At 42.3% G+C, this 15,859-nt stretch carries 14 protein-coding genes and 3 tRNA genes; 9 read left to right on the top strand and 8 right to left on the bottom strand.

The features are described from left to right. Positions 1–240: 240 nt before the first annotated feature. From EL210_RS05860 to htpG, 5 genes are all read right to left on the bottom strand, one after another. Positions 241–1,401 carry a helix-turn-helix domain-containing protein gene (locus EL210_RS05860; RefSeq protein WP_025879500.1) on the bottom strand — a complete coding sequence of 387 codons (1,161 nt, stop codon included), beginning with the start codon at positions 1,399–1,401 and terminating at the stop codon, positions 241–243. A gap of 85 nt (positions 1,402–1,486) precedes the next feature. Further along, positions 1,487–1,560, bottom strand: a tRNA-Arg gene (locus EL210_RS05855). Positions 1,561–1,585: 25 nt separating this feature from the next. After that, a tRNA-Arg gene (locus EL210_RS05850) sits at positions 1,586–1,659 on the bottom strand. A 163-nt stretch (positions 1,660–1,822) separates the two neighbouring features. Beyond that, complete coding sequence (locus tag EL210_RS05845) at positions 1,823–2,572, bottom strand: class I SAM-dependent methyltransferase (protein WP_232000445.1); 750 nt, start codon at positions 2,570–2,572, stop codon at positions 1,823–1,825. 203 nt (positions 2,573–2,775) lie between these two features. Next, the gene (gene htpG, locus EL210_RS05840; protein ID WP_018920001.1) at positions 2,776–4,830 is read right to left on the bottom strand and encodes a molecular chaperone HtpG; all 2,055 of its coding nucleotides are present in this window, start codon (positions 4,828–4,830) and stop codon (positions 2,776–2,778) included. Between the two features lie 656 nt (positions 4,831–5,486). Here htpG and EL210_RS05835 point away from each other — a divergent pair. From EL210_RS05835 to EL210_RS05790, 9 genes are all read left to right on the top strand, one after another. Then, the gene (locus EL210_RS05835; RefSeq protein WP_025879502.1) at positions 5,487–7,874 is read left to right on the top strand and encodes a TonB-dependent receptor domain-containing protein; all 2,388 of its coding nucleotides are present in this window, start codon (positions 5,487–5,489) and stop codon (positions 7,872–7,874) included. 166 nt (positions 7,875–8,040) lie between these two features. Continuing rightward, a tRNA-Ser gene (locus EL210_RS05830) sits at positions 8,041–8,125 on the top strand. Positions 8,126–8,436: 311 nt separating this feature from the next. Further along, positions 8,437–9,669: a site-specific integrase gene (locus EL210_RS05825; RefSeq protein WP_018919999.1), complete on the top strand. Its 1,233-nt coding sequence runs from the start codon at positions 8,437–8,439 to the stop codon at positions 9,667–9,669. Positions 9,670–9,694: 25 nt separating this feature from the next. After that, positions 9,695–10,162, top strand: a complete 468-nt coding sequence (locus EL210_RS05820; protein WP_018919998.1) for a DUF1896 domain-containing protein — start codon at positions 9,695–9,697, stop codon at positions 10,160–10,162. 165 nt (positions 10,163–10,327) lie between these two features. Beyond that, positions 10,328–10,675, top strand: a complete 348-nt coding sequence (locus EL210_RS05815; protein ID WP_018919997.1) for a hypothetical protein — start codon at positions 10,328–10,330, stop codon at positions 10,673–10,675. Positions 10,676–11,027: 352 nt separating this feature from the next. Next, entirely contained in the window at positions 11,028–11,459 is a 432-nt protein-coding gene (locus EL210_RS05805; protein WP_018919995.1) for a hypothetical protein, read from the top strand. A 22-nt stretch (positions 11,460–11,481) separates the two neighbouring features. After that, positions 11,482–11,901, top strand: a complete 420-nt coding sequence (locus EL210_RS05800; protein WP_018919994.1) for a PcfK-like family protein — start codon at positions 11,482–11,484, stop codon at positions 11,899–11,901. Between the two features lie 4 nt (positions 11,902–11,905). Next, positions 11,906–13,180: a PcfJ domain-containing protein gene (locus tag EL210_RS05795; protein WP_018919993.1), complete on the top strand. Its 1,275-nt coding sequence runs from the start codon at positions 11,906–11,908 to the stop codon at positions 13,178–13,180. A gap of 458 nt (positions 13,181–13,638) precedes the next feature. Further along, positions 13,639–14,100: an HU family DNA-binding protein gene (locus EL210_RS05790; protein WP_004384181.1), complete on the top strand. Its 462-nt coding sequence runs from the start codon at positions 13,639–13,641 to the stop codon at positions 14,098–14,100. An 88-nt stretch (positions 14,101–14,188) separates the two neighbouring features. Here the strand turns inward: EL210_RS05790 and EL210_RS05785 are convergent, their stop codons facing one another. The 3 genes from EL210_RS05785 to EL210_RS05775 all read right to left on the bottom strand — a co-directional run bounded on the left by EL210_RS05785 (position 14,189) and on the right by EL210_RS05775 (position 15,856). Next, entirely contained in the window at positions 14,189–14,791 is a 603-nt protein-coding gene (locus EL210_RS05785) for a type 1 glutamine amidotransferase family protein (RefSeq protein WP_006045095.1), read from the bottom strand. Positions 14,792–14,879: 88 nt separating this feature from the next. Then, positions 14,880–15,386, bottom strand: coding sequence for a glycoside hydrolase family protein (locus tag EL210_RS05780; protein ID WP_008566134.1), 507 nt, complete (start codon positions 15,384–15,386; stop codon positions 14,880–14,882). Positions 15,387–15,397: 11 nt separating this feature from the next. Beyond that, positions 15,398–15,856, bottom strand: a complete 459-nt coding sequence (locus EL210_RS05775) for a DUF3872 domain-containing protein (RefSeq protein ID WP_008566135.1) — start codon at positions 15,854–15,856, stop codon at positions 15,398–15,400. Positions 15,857–15,859: the final 3 nt, after the last annotated feature.

Raw genomic sequence — 15,859 nt, 5'->3', positions numbered from 1 at the left:
AAATGAATGTAATCACGCGATGAAACAAGTCAAATGAGGCGATAAAATGACGCACTTCACAAGATAAAATGACGCACTTCACGAGATGAAATGCGTCACTTTACTTTACCATGTGAAATGAGATGAGAAACCAAGACTTTCCTTTTGCATAATCAACTCATTATCAGTCATTTCTCTACCAACAACCAAACATATTGCAACACGACAGCACCTGATAGAAAAAGACACGCAAACATACGCCTAAGTACGATTCTTTTTATACTGCGATGGCAAGCAACCATATTGCTCTTTGAAGAATTTCAAAAACTGCTTTGGCGATAATCCCGTCTTATAGGCAATCTCTGCGACCGACATATTCCCTTGGCGGAGCAACTGAAGTCCATGCCGCAATCGAATGGCTCGCATGAATTCAAGCGGAGACTGCCCCGTTTCATTCATGAGTTTCTTATAAAGTGCACTACGACTGAGGTTCATCTCCTCACTGAAACGCTCCACACTGAACTCTGCATCAGCCAAATGTGCCTCGACAGTCTCTGTAGCCTGGGCTATCAAACGATTGTCGTCTTCAGGCAGTAGTGGCATTTCATCCGGCATCAAACGGGTAGTAACAGCAGAAGTATCCGGTACAGAAGGCTTTGCAAGTTGTTTTTGATAGGACATAAAAAGCTTCGACATCAACCACCCCACAAGGCCACAAAGGAAAACATATAAACAGATTGCCCACCACGATAGCCAAAGAGGAGATTTGACATCAAGCTGCAAAGTGGTCACGATGTCTTCGTTTCCGTCAAGCACCTTCACTTGCAAGGTATAATGACCAAAGGGCAATTGTCCTAAGTTTATGCCATTGTCGTTGCCCGTAATCCATTTATCTTCAAGCTTATATGCAAACTTAAGTGGAGCGGCATGAACATAATCTAAAGTGGAAACAAACAATTCTATATCATCATTATGCTCAAAGTTCAATGTCGTTAGCCTATACCCATCGAAAGGAACCGTCTTACCATTCACTCGCAATTCGGTGAAATACAACTTCCGGCTCGTCATCCTATCTTCCAAAGCAGCAGGAGTCAGACGAAGATATTTTCCACATCCGCCTGCAAGAATATCCCCTTTATCCGTACAGTAAATGGCTTTTTTACAAAAGGTGATATGCGCTAAGCCGTCAGCATCAATGAATTTTCGAAAATGAAAGCGATAGTCCTTGTTTCTATTTCTGTCTACTCGTACATTGAAAAGTGCATCACAGGTGGTCAACCACACTTGCCCTTGATGGTCACAAGTGATAGCGAGCACGTTGTTCATGTCATCTTGCATCCCAAAAACCTTCAAAAGTTTGAAATGTTTGTCGTAAATTCTCACCTCATCATTCATACAAATAGGAGGATGATTTGTTATCATCTCATTCACAAAACATAGCAAACAGATAGACGAGAAGCATAAAAAACAAAAAAGAGAAGTTACAAAATGAACTTCTCTTTTGCTGTGACTTCGCTGGGATTCAAACCCGGAACCTTCTGATCCGTAGTCAGATGCTCTATTCAGTTGAGCTACGAAGCCATCCATAAAGGCTTGCAATAAAAAGTGACTTCGCTGGGATTCAAACCCGGAACCTTCTGATCCGTAGTCAGATGCTCTATTCAGTTGAGCTACGAAGCCATTTCCTTAATTGCGTTTGCAAAGGTAATGCTTTTTATTGGAAAAGCCGAAAAGCAAGCTGTAATTATTTCTTTAGTTAACTTTTATTAAGCATTATTTCCGCTACAATAAGTTTAAGGATGACACAGGAGCAAATCTCCAACACGCTGAAATCCAGCTACATCTATTTTAAATAAGTGGAAACGATATAATTACCCCATCTTGCATCATGTGACTTCAGACGTTTCGCGAAGTTCTTTATTTCCTTCCGATACCGCCTCTTATCTATATGATTAAGAACTTCAATACACGAAACGAAATCATAATAAGATTTTGGATAATGCTTCTTTTCTGTCTCTCGAATAAGATATTTCAATGGATTTTTAGGCAACATCGGGTCTTTATGAGATACGGGAAGTGACTGTAGCTCCGTTCCTACCAATGGTTTCCGGGCTTTATCATAATATTCAAAACCCACAGAAACTTCTTTCCAAGTAGCTTGGTCATACGTTGCCGTTTTATATCTATACCAATCTTGCAGCGCTACATCATAGAGATAATAGTCGTAGGTTAAGACAACCGTACTGCCACGTGACACACGCAAGACTCTGAGTAAAACTCCTGAACGAGGAGAAAAATAGTTCAATGTTCCACCCATAACGGCATCTAAAGGTTCAGTGTCCGTAAAATGCAATGTTCTTTCGTTTCCAAGAACAATCTTGCCATCGACAGTTATTCTCGAGAAATACCATGTTTCCGAGTCTTCCTCACCTTTTTCATAGTGTGTTTTACAGACCATAGAGAGCCTGTCTCCACGTCTGTCGTTGTCAAAATCTCCCTTTATGGTCTGTCGTGATGTTTCTGTCCGTTGGGCATGACAGGCTATAGCAACACCTATCAACATGGAACATAAGCAGCATAATCTCTTTTTCATCACATTACTTTAACCGTTTCTGTCTTCCTTTATCGGATTTCATCTGCAATATTAAGCGTTTTCTTTGAAATATGCAAACAACAGATGAAAAGAATTGCGCACAACAAAAGCCTGCTGCACTTCCTCCATTAAAGAGAAACCCAACAGGCTTTTCACTTATTCATTTCCATGGGACAAAGAGTCCGTAGGTCTAATCTTACAACTTATTTTATCATCTCTACCGAGCGCTTTAAGAACTCATCGAGCGCTTTTCCCTTTAGCATGCCGTTCTGAAGAAGGGCAAGGTCGATGAGCTGATGAATGACATTGTTGCCTTTGGCATAGTTGTCAAGCACTTCAGTCTTTTTGTTCTTCTGCTCATTGACAGCCTTTTCAGTGTTCTGCAAATCGTCTTTCTCCTCCTGTGTCAGCTCTTCAGGTTTCTTCTTATCCTGGCTCTGATGCAGTGCATCAAGGCGTGCCTGCTGTCCTTTCAGTTCGCTCAAGATAGGCTTCAAGGCTTCTGCGGTGTTGCTGTTACAGTCGGCAAGCACCTGTTTCACAAGTGCATGATCACTGTTGAGCACGAGCGTATAGCTGTCGGGCATTTGCTGATAGAAGCTCATTCCAGGCTGGAACTGACTCATTTGCTTCATACGACGCATGTATTCATTCTGTGTGATAACCACGGGTTGACCGTTCTCACCCAATGCCTGAACCTCCACATTGAACTCTGCTTTATCAAGTTTCGGCATCTGTGAACGGAACACCTGACTCAAGTTTTCAGTGTCTTCAGCCGCAAGTTCACTCTTCTTCTGATCATCTTTCACGATGAGTCGATCCACAATATCAGCGTCAACGCGGGTGAAACGCGACTTCTCAAACTTCTGTTCGAGCATGCTTACAATTGGCGTATCCAAGTCTCCGTCGAGCAACAGCACATTGTAGCCCTTGTTCTTTGCAGCTTCAATGTAGGTGTACTGTTCTTCCACATTGTTGGCATAAAGGTAAACCAACATGCCGTCCTTATCGGTCTGTTCGCCTTGGATAAGCGTTTTATACTCCTCAAAGGTGAAATACTTCCCGTCAACATCCTTGAACAAGGCAAAATCCTTTGCCCGGTTGTAGAAGTCTTCATGCGAAAGCATACCATAGTTGATGAAGAGTTTCAAGTTGTCCCATTTCTCCTCGTATGCCTTGCGGTCTTCTTTGAAGATGCTTTGCAGGCGGTCTGCCACCTTCTTCGTGATGTAAGTGGAAATCTTCTTCACGTTGGCATCGCTCTGCAAATAGCTGCGGCTCACGTTCAAAGGAATATCAGGAGAGTCGATGACACCATGCAGCAGCGTCAGGAATTCGGGCACGATGCCTTCTACCTGGTCGGTAACGAAGACCTGATTGCAATAGAGCTGTATCTTGTTGCGCTGCAAATCAATGTTGTTCTTGATGCGTGGGAAATAGAGAACACCCGTGAGATTGAACGGATAGTCCACATTCAGATGTATCCAGAAGAGCGGTTCATCCTGCATGGGATAAAGCTCTTGATAGAACTTCTTATAATCTTCGTCCTTCAGTGTTGACGGAGCCTTGGTCCACAATGGCTCGATATGATTGATGACATTGTCTTTATCGGTATCAACCATCTTGCCGTCTTTCCACTCCTGTTTCTTGCCGAAGATGACTGGAACGACCATAAACTTGCAGTATTTATTAAGCAACTCTTCAATCTTCTGCTTATTGAGGAATTCCTTGCAGTCATCACTGATGTGGAGAACCACGTCACTTCCGCGCCCTTCTTTCTCTGCCTCGCTGATTTCGAAAGCAGGAGTTCCGTCACAAGTCCACTTCACGGCCTTGCTTCCTTCCTTATAAGAACGCGTGATAATGTCGACACGATCGCTCACCATGAAACTTGAATAGAAACCCAATCCGAAGTGACCGATAATGGCATTTGCATTATCTTTATATTTATCTAAGAAGTCACTGACGCCCGAAAAAGCAATCTGATTGATATATTTATCAATCTCTTCTTCGGTCATACCGATACCATTATCGCTGATTGTAATGGTCTTGGCAGCCTCATCAAGCTTGATGCTGACCTTCAGCTCACCCAATTCGCCTTTGAAATCGCCTTTCTCGGCCAGCGTTTTCAGCTTCTGAGTGGCGTCAACGGCATTACTGACCATCTCGCGCAAGAAGATTTCATGGTCTGAATAGAGAAACTTTTTGATGACAGGGAAGATGTTCTCTGTTGTAACCCCGATGTTTCCTTTTTGCATATTATCTGATATTTTAATTTTCCAACACCCTTTTATGCAAACTCCATGCCAACTGACAGGCTGGCACACTTCCACGACTCTCCCACTCCGTTCTTGTCATTCTGCCACCCAAACAACTGTTTACCGGACAAGCATATAGCTTTCTTTCATTCTTCCCAAGGATATATAACCTGCAGACATTAACATAAAAGGCAAATCAACCTATGATATATTGCATTCTGACATGCATCATTTCACCGTGCAAAGTGACGCAAATCACATTGCAACTCAAGTCATTTCACACCATAAAGTGACGCTAATCACAAGGCAACTCAAGTCATTTCGCAGCATAAAGTGACGCAAATTACAAAGCCCTCTCCTACCCCCTGACTCCAAACATCATTCAAGCCATGAAATCTTTTGAATTTTTCCATAATATGCTTAACATGCAGTAAAGCCATAAAAGACAGCACAGAGAAGAATGATTTATTATCTTTTAACATGAAATTATACGAAATGACAACCTTTTCCCTTGGCTTTTCATATTTTAAGACGTATCTTTGTTGCGGAAAACAGAAGTTTATTTCTTTCAAGAGGACACAAGGCTTTCTCTTTAAGAAATAAGTCTATATCATCAAACGACACCTTAAATATAGTATTATCAGAAACCGACTTATATGAAAATCTGGCTCAGAAAAATTATCCTGTCTTGCATTATGATGGGCTATGCGCTGTCTGTAAGTGCACAAAACACTGTAAATGGAAGAGTTTTAGACGAGCACCACCAGGGTGCCGATGCTGCAATCGTCATGCTGTTTACCCAACCTGACAGCATTCTTGCAGAGACAACACTCACCGACGGCAACGGAATGTTCTCGTTCCCATTGCGGAAAGGAAAATTCATTTTATGCGTAAGAATGTTGGGCTACAGAGAGATTAAAAGGGAAATCACAATCCGTGAAGACACGAAAATACCCGACATGCAATTAGAACCGGATGAAATCGTATTGAAAAACGTAGTCATAACAGCGCGGAAATCTCGGCCGATGACAAGTTCGTCTAACGGGAAAATACAGATTAACGTGGCGCAATCTTATCTTACGGACATCGGAGACGCACTGGATGTTTTGAAGCATTCTCCCGGTATTTCTGTAAACAGCAAAGGCGACATTTCCTTGGCATCACTCGGAGGAACTGCCTTATATGTCAATGGAAAGAAACTGATGTTGCAAGGTGAAGAGCTGTCGGCTTATCTGCGCTCTCTGCCTTCATCGAAAATCTCCAAGATAGAAACTTCGCCCAATCCTAATGCGAGTTTTGGGGCCGACGGAGCCGGAGGAATTATCAATATCATCTTGAAAACCACGGAGAAATCAGGCTTTTTTCTGACCACTTCACACAGTGTTGCCTATTGGGAAAACGTGAGACAGAACTCTGACATCGCATTATCCTATAACACGAATAAATGGCAATTGGGATTGAATTACAACCACAGTATAGGACATCATGCCATGGATTATGGCTATGAGAAAATTCAGAACGGAGATAAAAGTTTATCTGAAACCATAGATACAGATAAACGAAACACGCATTCGGCAGGCATTGACTTTTCCTGGCAGCCCAATCAGAAGAGCAAATTGTTCTTGAACAGCACGGTGAACTTGCTTGTTGGGCCTGGCTTGACAGAGACAACGACAAGAGTGTATAAAGGGACTTCCACATTAGATGGCATTTTGAAAGCACGCAACAATTACCTGAAGCAGAAAACAGTTCGATACAGTAACAGCATGAACTACCTGTACCAACCCTCCGAAAAACAGCAGCTGTCGCTCTCGGCAGACTGGACCCACTTTGATGGTAAAGCCCGATGCGAGCAACCTAATGATTATTTTTCACCGACAAACAAGCTTGTTCGTTCTGATTTGTTTTATTCCCAGCCCGATAAAGACATTGACATTTATGCCTTGTTAGCAGACTATAAGTATAATCCTAATGCGCAGAACGAGTGGCTTGCAGGTATCAAGACTTCGCTTATTAAAAGCAACAACACCTTCCTCTTCAAGAGAAATGGGACTATTGACCTGCAACGCTCAAACAAATTTGATTACAATGAACATAATATTGAAGGCTACACACAATATACGCACACTTGGAATAAATTGGAGTTAAGTGCAGGCCTACGTATGGAATATATGTACACCCACAACAAGTTAAACGCTTATACCAATCACAAAACAGAAGAAAACAATAGGAAAAAATTGCGTTTATTCCCCAATATGTCTGTATCATATACGTTCAATGAGAAGAATAAATTGGCCCTGTTATACAGCAGACGGCAAGATAAACCGCGATATGAAGATCTTAATCCCTTTGAATATCTGCTTGATGAACTCTCCTATTGGAAAGGAAATCCCTTCCTTAAACCTCAGATTAGCAATAAAATAACATTGAACTATACACGGAAGAGTTTGTCTTTGAACTTATATTACAACAAACTTGATGACTATTTCACTTCCCTCACAGATGTTTTTGAGAACAACAAGACGATAATGACAACGAAAAACATCGGAACACAACAGCAAGTTGGATTGGAAGCGATTTTCTCTAAACGCCTTACTTCATGGTGGGATTTCAGTACAAACGTAGGACTTTACTACTTTGTGAATAAGTTGGATTACGAAAGATACAAACAAGAATACAAGCGTCCATCCTGTTCCCTCTCGGCAAGCAATAACATTCTTCTGCCTTGGGGCATAAACTTTGAACTCTCCGGACGATATTACTCAAAACGCCAAGGAGGAAGTTATGAGATTAGCAAACCTACAGGAAGCATTGATTTGGGCTTCAATAAGAGTTGGCTTGAGAATCGCATTCGACTTTCATTACTGATGACCGACATTTTACATACAGAACGTTGGGATAGTTATGGAGTAAAAGATGCCCTGAACCTCTCGTCGTGGGGATATGGAGAAAGCCGTAAAGTCATCCTGCGCTTCAGCTATAGCTTTGGTAAACAGAAGTTCAATAAGGTGGAGAAAAACATTGAGGAATTAGACAGATTATAAATATGTCACAGCAACATTCATAAATGATGACATAAAATATAACACCATCTGTCTGCCGAAAGAAACTATTGAAACTGCAAAAAAGTTTGCAAAACATTTGGTTATTTCAAAAATAGTTCCTACCTTTGCACTGCTCTTTTAACAAAGCATTTGGTTACTAACCATTGGAGAGATGGTAGAGTGGTCGATTACAACGGTCTTGAAAACCGTCGTGCTGAGAGGCACCGGGGGTTCGAATCCCTCTCTCTCCGCTAATAGGCTTCAAAAGGACTTCACAAGGGTTGTCAATTTAGCCTTCAAAATTAGCTAATCGTTGTAAAATCAAGGTTTTACAACGATTTTTCTTTGTATATACCTCCATTGCCTGACGGCATAACCCTATATTTTGACAGTCATCTTTCGGTCAATTTCTGCTACACTTACTGCTACACAAAAATTGCAGTAGCAAAAAATGTAGCAGTGACGGGATTTTGAATACCATATTGACGGCATCAACTCTTTCTTTTTCAATGTATTAAGTATTAACTTTGCAGCCGAGTGCTACACAAAAGAATGATGCATTATGAGAACAAATTTCAAGGTGTCCTTCTACCTACGTTCAAACTATGAGAACAAAGAAGGAAAGTCGCCTGTAATGCTCCGTGTATTCCTTAACGGAGAGATGGCTAATTTCGGATCTACGAAAATATTCGTGGACAAGTCGCTGTGGAATAACACTACCAGCAGGCTCAAAGGTCGGACGGCAGAAGCCTTATCCGCTAATGCCGCATTGGACTCCATTTCCACAATGCTGAATAACATTTACCACAAATTCGAGGATGATGAATCCTTGTCATTGGATAAAATCCGCTCATTCTTTGTCGGGAAAGACAGGGAGTACACGACCTTTCTCCCTATATTCGACAAGTTCAACGAAGATGTAAGACAGCGTGTCGGACATACCATCAGCAAGGACAGCCTGCAGAAATACAGCGTTTTAAGAAGGCATTTCGCAGAATTCCTTATCTATAAGTATGGGAAGAAAGATATTGGACTGGCAGAGTTCACGCCATCCGTAGTACAGGATTTTGAGTTATATCTGAGTACGGCGGCTGGGTGTGCCTATAACACATCAGTCAAGAAATTGAAGGCACTGAAAACCGTGACCATCTATGCGCAAAAGCGTGGCTATCTTCTTCACGACCCATTCCTCAATCATCGTTTCCACTTGGAGCCGGTAAACCGTGGCTTCCTTACGGACGAGGAAATCATGAAGATTGCCAACAAAGAACTGTATATCCACCGCTTAGAACTAGTAAGGGACGTTTTCATCTTTTCATGTTTCACAGGTCTGGCATATATTGATGTTTCCAATCTCACACCAGACAATATCGTAACACTTGCTGATAAGCAGTGGATTATGACCAAGAGGCAGAAAACAAATGTGGAGACAAATGTTTTATTGCTTGACATTCCCAAGAGTATCATTGCCAAGTACAGTCATAAGACCTATCGGGACGGCAAACTATTTCCCATCCTAACGAATCAGAAAACCAACGCATATTTAAAAGAAATTGCCGACCTTTGCGGTGTCAAGAAGAATCTGACCTTCCATCTTGCCCGGCATACATTTGCGACCATGTCGCTCAGCAAGGGCGTTCCTATGGAAAGTGTGTCGAAGATGCTGGGACACACCAACATTAAAACGACACAAATTTATGCCCGTATAACCAATAAGAAGATAGAACACGATATGGAACAGTTGGCTGGCAAGTTAGACAAGTTCAATGTTGCTATGGGCATCAACTCAAAATAATGTACAACCCTAAACTAAGAAGATTATGACAACAACAAAGAAAGAGCTTTCTTACTTCCGTTTGAAGTTGGAAGCGTATCTCGGAGAGCATTTTCCAGAGAGAGTGAATGAAAATACGTTTATAACTGCTCGCGCAGACGAAGCATTGACAACTTACTGCGATGCTATAGCACAAGGTTTTTCTCACCCAGAGGCAGAAACAATGGCAAGCGAAGTATTATACCAAAATTTGCATTTTTCCAAGTATGACACGCTTGTGTCTGTCTTAGAGAATGAGTTCGAGAAAGAACTCCCTTCTCCTCTTCCAGAAAGATTAACACCAATGCTTCTGAAGAATAAGGCTGTGCAAAGCGTTTTCAATAAGTACGAACTGACAGACGACTTTGGCGCAACTCCAGAGTATGAGAAACTCTACACTGAACTGACAGGGACAATCGTTCTGATCATTGAGGTCAATGGTCTGCCAACGATAGGCGGTGAGAACATGACTTGATGCAACACCACACGGAGCTTTTGTAGTGTCAAGAGCCAAGATAACTATTCTTCCCCACACACCAAGAGTTTGGGCAAACACTTGGCTTTTTTCGAGCATAGCTCTCAACAACTCGTGTGAGGCAGAATATCTTGTTATTGCTCTTGAACTATTAAAAGCTCCGATATGAATACAATCATCATGAATCAAGACGTTCACACACCTGCCTTCATCAAGGCAGACGCATCGAACAAAACCGATAATATCAAGCAGCAACCGACTTCTCCCAAGCAAGTCCGCCGCTTCGGTTGGACACGCTTCATCGAACTCACTATCCTGCTTTCCGTCGTTATCGGTGTCATTTGGCTTATCTCGAAGATTGTAACGCCGCAAGTCGTAACTGCCGTCTCTGTCATTGCAGGTTTTCTGATACTGCGCTTTATAGTCAGGGTAATTCTAAAAGTGACAATTACGCTGCTGAGCATTCTCTTCTGGTTGGCAATTCTCTGTGCCATCCTGCTATGCGTGCTTTGAGAAGCATAGTTCTGTAAAACCTTTCATGTTATTTCATCAGGTGGTTATCTCGCATATTGAGATAGCCACCTTTTCTATTTTCCACTACGAGCGTTGCACTTTTGCTTCTTTTCCAATGCTCCACATGATGCGAAGTCAAGGAGACGGATGCTGTTCCCTTTTTATCCGCAAAGGTAGTACGGGGCTTGTGGCTTTCAAAAGGTCTGCGCCGCCTGGTTTGTCTGGAAAATCTCCACACCTACGGGTTGTATTTTCCGCCAAAACCTTGTGTAAGCCTGCCCCGCTACCTCTATTTTGCTACAAAAAGGAATCAGCATACTCCGATCTTTGGACGCATAAAAAAAATGTCGCTATGGATAAGCAAAAAGTAAATACAACATCTTCGATGAACAGAAAAGGATATAGCTCCTCCTCTCATTACCGCATTAACCCTACGGCTGAAAAGAGTGAGCAAGTGTTGGCAATTAAGTTTGTACAATGGGACGTTCCCCCTTTGGAGAGCCTTTGTAACAGCAAAGTATATCTCCTGCGTGTGAAACTCAATCGTGGCGAGCGTATGAGCCGTGAAGAAAAGAATTGGCTTTGTGAAGCTGTGAACTCAAACACCTATTTCCGTACAGCCGTTCCCCTGCAAGGCTATCGCTTTGACTTCTTTGATGTACTGAAGAAATACCTTGTCAATCAGTACGGACAATGGACAGAGTATTACGCACCCGACAGAACAAGCCTAAGAGCCTACCTATATGGGCGCATCAATCAAATAGTAGAAATTCCCAAGTATTAACAACATCAAAACATATACGACAATGAAAGGAACAGAACATTTCACACGGACAATAGCCGAGTATCTCAATCAGCGTGCTATGGCAGACCCCTTGTTTGCCCCTAACTTGATGAAGCCGAACAAGAATATCGAGGAGTGCATCACCTACATTCTTAATGAAGTGCAGAAAAGCGGTTGTAACGGCTTTGATGATGATGAAATCTTCTCTATGGCTGTTCACTACTACGATGAGGACGATATAGAGGTGGGTAAGGCTGTTTCTTGCCAAGTTACCGTCAATCACATTGTGGAACTCACAGAGGAAGAAAAAGCCGAAGCAAGGCAGGAAGCCATTAAGCAATATCAGCGTGAGGAACTTGCAAAGATACAGAGCCGTAACGCACGAGTGAAGAAGACTGAGAGTGTAGTAACCCAAGTACAACCATCCTTATTTGATTTTTAAGCCTATGAAACCAAGAAACAAATTTGAAAAGGCGGTTTTGGAACAAAGCAAGCATCTTCGCCCGATAACCAAGCAACAAAGCAAGTGGGCATTCCGTGAGTGCATAGACCACTTCTCCTACCGCTTGCCAAAAGATCGTACCACTTGTATGGATTGTGGGCATAGTTGGGTAATGAACAAACATAGAGAAACTTGCACTTGCCCTCATTGTAGGGCAAAGTTGCAGGTCAAAGAAACCTATGAGCGCAAGTTGCAGCAGAAGCAATATTTCACCATACTTACCACTTGTGGAGAGTTTCAAGTATTGCGTATGTTCCTACTTATTGTGGGTATGGAGAAAGGTTACAAAGCACAGACTTCTATAATTGAGATTGGGCAATGTTGGTGGAATATGCAGGGACGAAAAGCCGTGGTTGCCATACAGAGGGTATTGGGACACTATGTTGATACCTTTTCCTATTATAGTCCTATGGCAATCCGTAACGATAATGAAGCCTATCAGCATATTGCCTACTCACCGATATATCCGAAGTTCAAGGTTACAGACATACTTCGTAGAAATGGTTTTAAGGATAATTTCTATGGTATCGTGCCTACCCAACTTATTCCTGCATTGCTTACAGACAGCCGTGTGGAAACATTACTAAAGGCAGGTAGCACAGACCATTTACGTTACTTTCTTGGCAACAGGAGGACTTTTGAGGAACTATGGCAGTCCTACAAAATTGCAGTTCGTAACGGCTATGAGATAGCAGACATTTCTCTTTGGAGTGATTATGTAGATACACTTAGAAGATTAGGAAAGGATATTCATAATCCAAAGTATTTATGCCCCACAGACCTTAAAGGCGAACACGACCGCAGGCACGAGGAACTTCTCAAACTGCGTGAAAGGGAGGAGATAGAACAGAAGCAGCAGAAGGCAATCGAAGATGAGAAACGCTTCAAGGAACTCAAATCCAAGTTTTTCGGTATCTGTTTTACGGACGGCATAATCCAAGTCCACGTGTTGGAGAGCGTGCAGGAACATTTGGAAGAAGGTGTATCAATGCACCATTGCGTATTTTCTAATGCATACTACCTTAAGGAAGACTCCCTTATCCTTTCGGCTACCATTGAAGGCAAGCGAATAGAAACCATTGAAGTATCATTACGAACTTTGGAAGTGGTGCAAAGTCGTGGGGTATGCAACAAGAATACGGAATATCACGAGCAAATTGTAAACCTTGTCAATGCCAATCGAGGTCTTATAAGCCGAAGAATGAAAGCAACAGCATAAAGTATGAACCATTAAATTATCAGAGATATGAAGACAGAGATTGAGGACATCATCTACAACTATGCGGATGAATTGAAAATTGGCGGACAAGGTGAAAGCCAAATACTGCATATTCTCATTAGGGTTATTAATTAACCATATCCAAATCTACAGAAGAGGTTTGTCAGTTTCTTCAAAAAGGGTCTACCTTTTCGGCAAAAAAGGTAGACCTTTTTAATTGAAAAGGTAGACCCTTTTGACGAAAAAGGTAGACCCTTTTCTGATAATAGGTAGATAGTTTTACTCATTTAGGTGAACCCCTTTGCGAAAAAGGGTTGATAAGTGTCAAAAGAAATATGTGCTTTTCTTGGAGATAATCAAGAAATTTCTTACCTTTTTGATATAAATCTATTAACAAGTTGAGGAGGATAAAGCCCCAGCCTCCAAAGGCTTAACAATCGGGGGCAACACTAATGACTATGGCGAACAGACCCATTGCTTATACGCTAAAGGAGCGTAAAGGAACAGTTGGAAATTTGAAAGGGAAAATCGTTGTGCAGGCTCATCCTACAGGACGAAAGAGAGTTGATCATCGTAGTTTCTGTGATGAAGTGGCACACGCTACAACGTTCACAGGTGCAGAAGTCGAGGCTGTTCTCAGACTTGCAGCTGAGATAGCAAAGAAGCACGTTGAGAACGGAGACATTGTAGACTTCGGAGACATCGGGACACTTACACCTTCTTTCCAGAGTAAATTGGTTGAGAAGGGAAAAACGGAGTTCAACCCAAAGGTTCATATTACGAAACCTGTGGTACATCTCACCCCTTCAAAGAAGTATTTTACACTTACTGGCGTGAGCTACGAACGTGTTTCAGCACCTGACAAGAAGTCTGGTGAGGAACATCCCAATCCAGGACCTCAGCCAGAACCGCATCCATAAAATAAGATGTATGTGTGATTGCTAACTATAAAATTGATGCGTGGAGACGATGTACTCCACGCATCAATTTTATTTAGTAGTATGACTACTATTTTACAAATCCATTCTTATAAAAGTCATACCAAGCTGCAATCTTTTCCGAGGTATTGGCTTTCAGAAGTAAGAGCATTTCACGAGTGAACTCCAAGTGACCAGTAATATTTGCTGTAACGATGTTTTTATCACTTACAGCCTGTGCGTTCACATATCCTGTTTCGTTCGTGTATCTTTCACCACCCCATTGTTTAAGTTGGTCGAGACCATTACCCGTATGTTTTACGTTGTTCAAGAAGCCATGAGCACACAGAAACGATGCTCCGTTGCATATCGCTCCTACTATTTTACCCTTATCCAATGCTTCTTGTACCAATGGCGCAACAAGTTCTGCTTCAGGTGAATCCCATCGATTGCCACCGATAAGGACTAAGGCTGCATAGTCTTTGGGCATATTCTCAAAAGAATAATCAGGTAACGTTTTGAATCCACCAATGGAACAGACTGCATCTAATGTCGGAGCAACTGTATGCACTCTGTACTTGATTTCACTACCTGGTATTACGCCAACATGAAGGGCTGTAGAGAGAAAAGCACCTTCCCAATCTGTGTACTCATTCAATAAGACGAAAAGTACCTTTTTTGTTTCTTTATTCATTGCTTATCCTATTTAATCGTAATACAAAGTTACAATTTTTCAGCAAAATAGAAACAACATCATAGGAATAATTCTTGGTTTAATATAGTCAGATGATAAAGAACAACGCAAACTCAACCTTTCGGCGTTTGACTAACCCATTCAAAACTTTACCCTTATATCGGCAAAACGAAACATACTCCCAATAGAAGTTTCTATCTCCAGCCTCTATCTTTCGCAGTAGCTTACTCTTTGGGTGCTTACCATATCCAAGCAATCGCCCTACACCCACATTGTAGGCAAGCAAGGTCAGCAGCAGGGCATCCTTACCATACCCTTTGAAGTGTTCAAAGCATTTCCAAAGGTCGGCACGGAGCAGGGAGTCTGCCTGCCGTTCCGTCATATCCGCTGTGAAACGCTCTCCTGGTTGCAGCTGATGCCCATATCCAACATACGGATAATTCTTCCAGCCGTGCATACCCTCAAAGTATTTCACTACGACAACTGCACGCTCAAAAGGTGGCAAGTCTGCCAGCCGCACCCTGCGCTGAGCAAGGGTCGGCTGACAGAACAGGCAGAATACACAAAGTAAAATGAAAGCATTTATCGTTCGCATCAATTATGGTCTTAGTGGCGAGAAGATGCAGGCTTATCCTTGCCCTCTTCCCGCTCGTTGTTAAAACTAAAGGTCAGCTGCTGAACCCTGCCGAAATTATCCTCCACATATACATCAATCGTCTGACGGTCAGATGACAACGAAGTGTAGTACAAGCGGAACACATCCTTCGTCAGCGGATAGCGGTCGTTAGGCTTGAACACCATACCGTTATCATTTCTTAGCAAACCTTTGCCATCAGACTGGAAATAACGTATCGTATAGCGAGTGTCGGCAAACTCACCGCCTCGCTTCAGCGTGCAGCGTATCTCAGCCGTCTGCCCCCTTATAATGTCCTTCTGAACTGGCATTGTTTCCACCGTAAACGGATAAGACTGCTGAACATCCAAATCCCTATCACAAGCAGATAGGCAAAACACGGCAAGGGTCAGCACACCCATTACCCAAATCGTATTCAATATCTTCTTCATCTT

It is taken from the genome of Segatella oris, from assembly GCF_900637655.1.
Classification (GTDB): Bacteria; Bacteroidota; Bacteroidia; order Bacteroidales; family Bacteroidaceae; genus Prevotella; species Prevotella oris.
This window is presented reverse-complemented; position numbering and strand designations above follow the sequence as displayed.

Coding starts and splice junctions, on each gene's coding strand:
- EL210_RS05805 (WP_018919995.1), top strand. CDS start 11,028: ATGGATAAGCAAAAAGTAAATACAACATCTTCGATGAACAGAAAAGGA.
- EL210_RS05780 (WP_008566134.1), bottom strand. CDS start 15,386: ATGCGAACGATAAATGCTTTCATTTTACTTTGTGTATTCTGCCTGTTC.
- EL210_RS05820 (WP_018919998.1), top strand. CDS start 9,695: ATGACAACAACAAAGAAAGAGCTTTCTTACTTCCGTTTGAAGTTGGAA.
- EL210_RS05775 (WP_008566135.1), bottom strand. CDS start 15,856: ATGAAGAAGATATTGAATACGATTTGGGTAATGGGTGTGCTGACCCTT.
- EL210_RS05785 (WP_006045095.1), bottom strand. CDS start 14,791: ATGAATAAAGAAACAAAAAAGGTACTTTTCGTCTTATTGAATGAGTAC.
- EL210_RS05845 (WP_232000445.1), bottom strand. CDS start 2,572: ATGAAAAAGAGATTATGCTGCTTATGTTCCATGTTGATAGGTGTTGCT.
- EL210_RS05825 (WP_018919999.1), top strand. CDS start 8,437: ATGAGAACAAATTTCAAGGTGTCCTTCTACCTACGTTCAAACTATGAG.
- EL210_RS05800 (WP_018919994.1), top strand. CDS start 11,482: ATGAAAGGAACAGAACATTTCACACGGACAATAGCCGAGTATCTCAAT.
- EL210_RS05790 (WP_004384181.1), top strand. CDS start 13,639: ATGGCGAACAGACCCATTGCTTATACGCTAAAGGAGCGTAAAGGAACA.
- EL210_RS05835 (WP_025879502.1), top strand. CDS start 5,487: ATGAAAATCTGGCTCAGAAAAATTATCCTGTCTTGCATTATGATGGGC.
- EL210_RS05860 (WP_025879500.1), bottom strand. CDS start 1,401: ATGATAACAAATCATCCTCCTATTTGTATGAATGATGAGGTGAGAATT.
- EL210_RS05795 (WP_018919993.1), top strand. CDS start 11,906: ATGAAACCAAGAAACAAATTTGAAAAGGCGGTTTTGGAACAAAGCAAG.
- EL210_RS05815 (WP_018919997.1), top strand. CDS start 10,328: ATGAATACAATCATCATGAATCAAGACGTTCACACACCTGCCTTCATC.
- htpG (WP_018920001.1), bottom strand. CDS start 4,830: ATGCAAAAAGGAAACATCGGGGTTACAACAGAGAACATCTTCCCTGTC.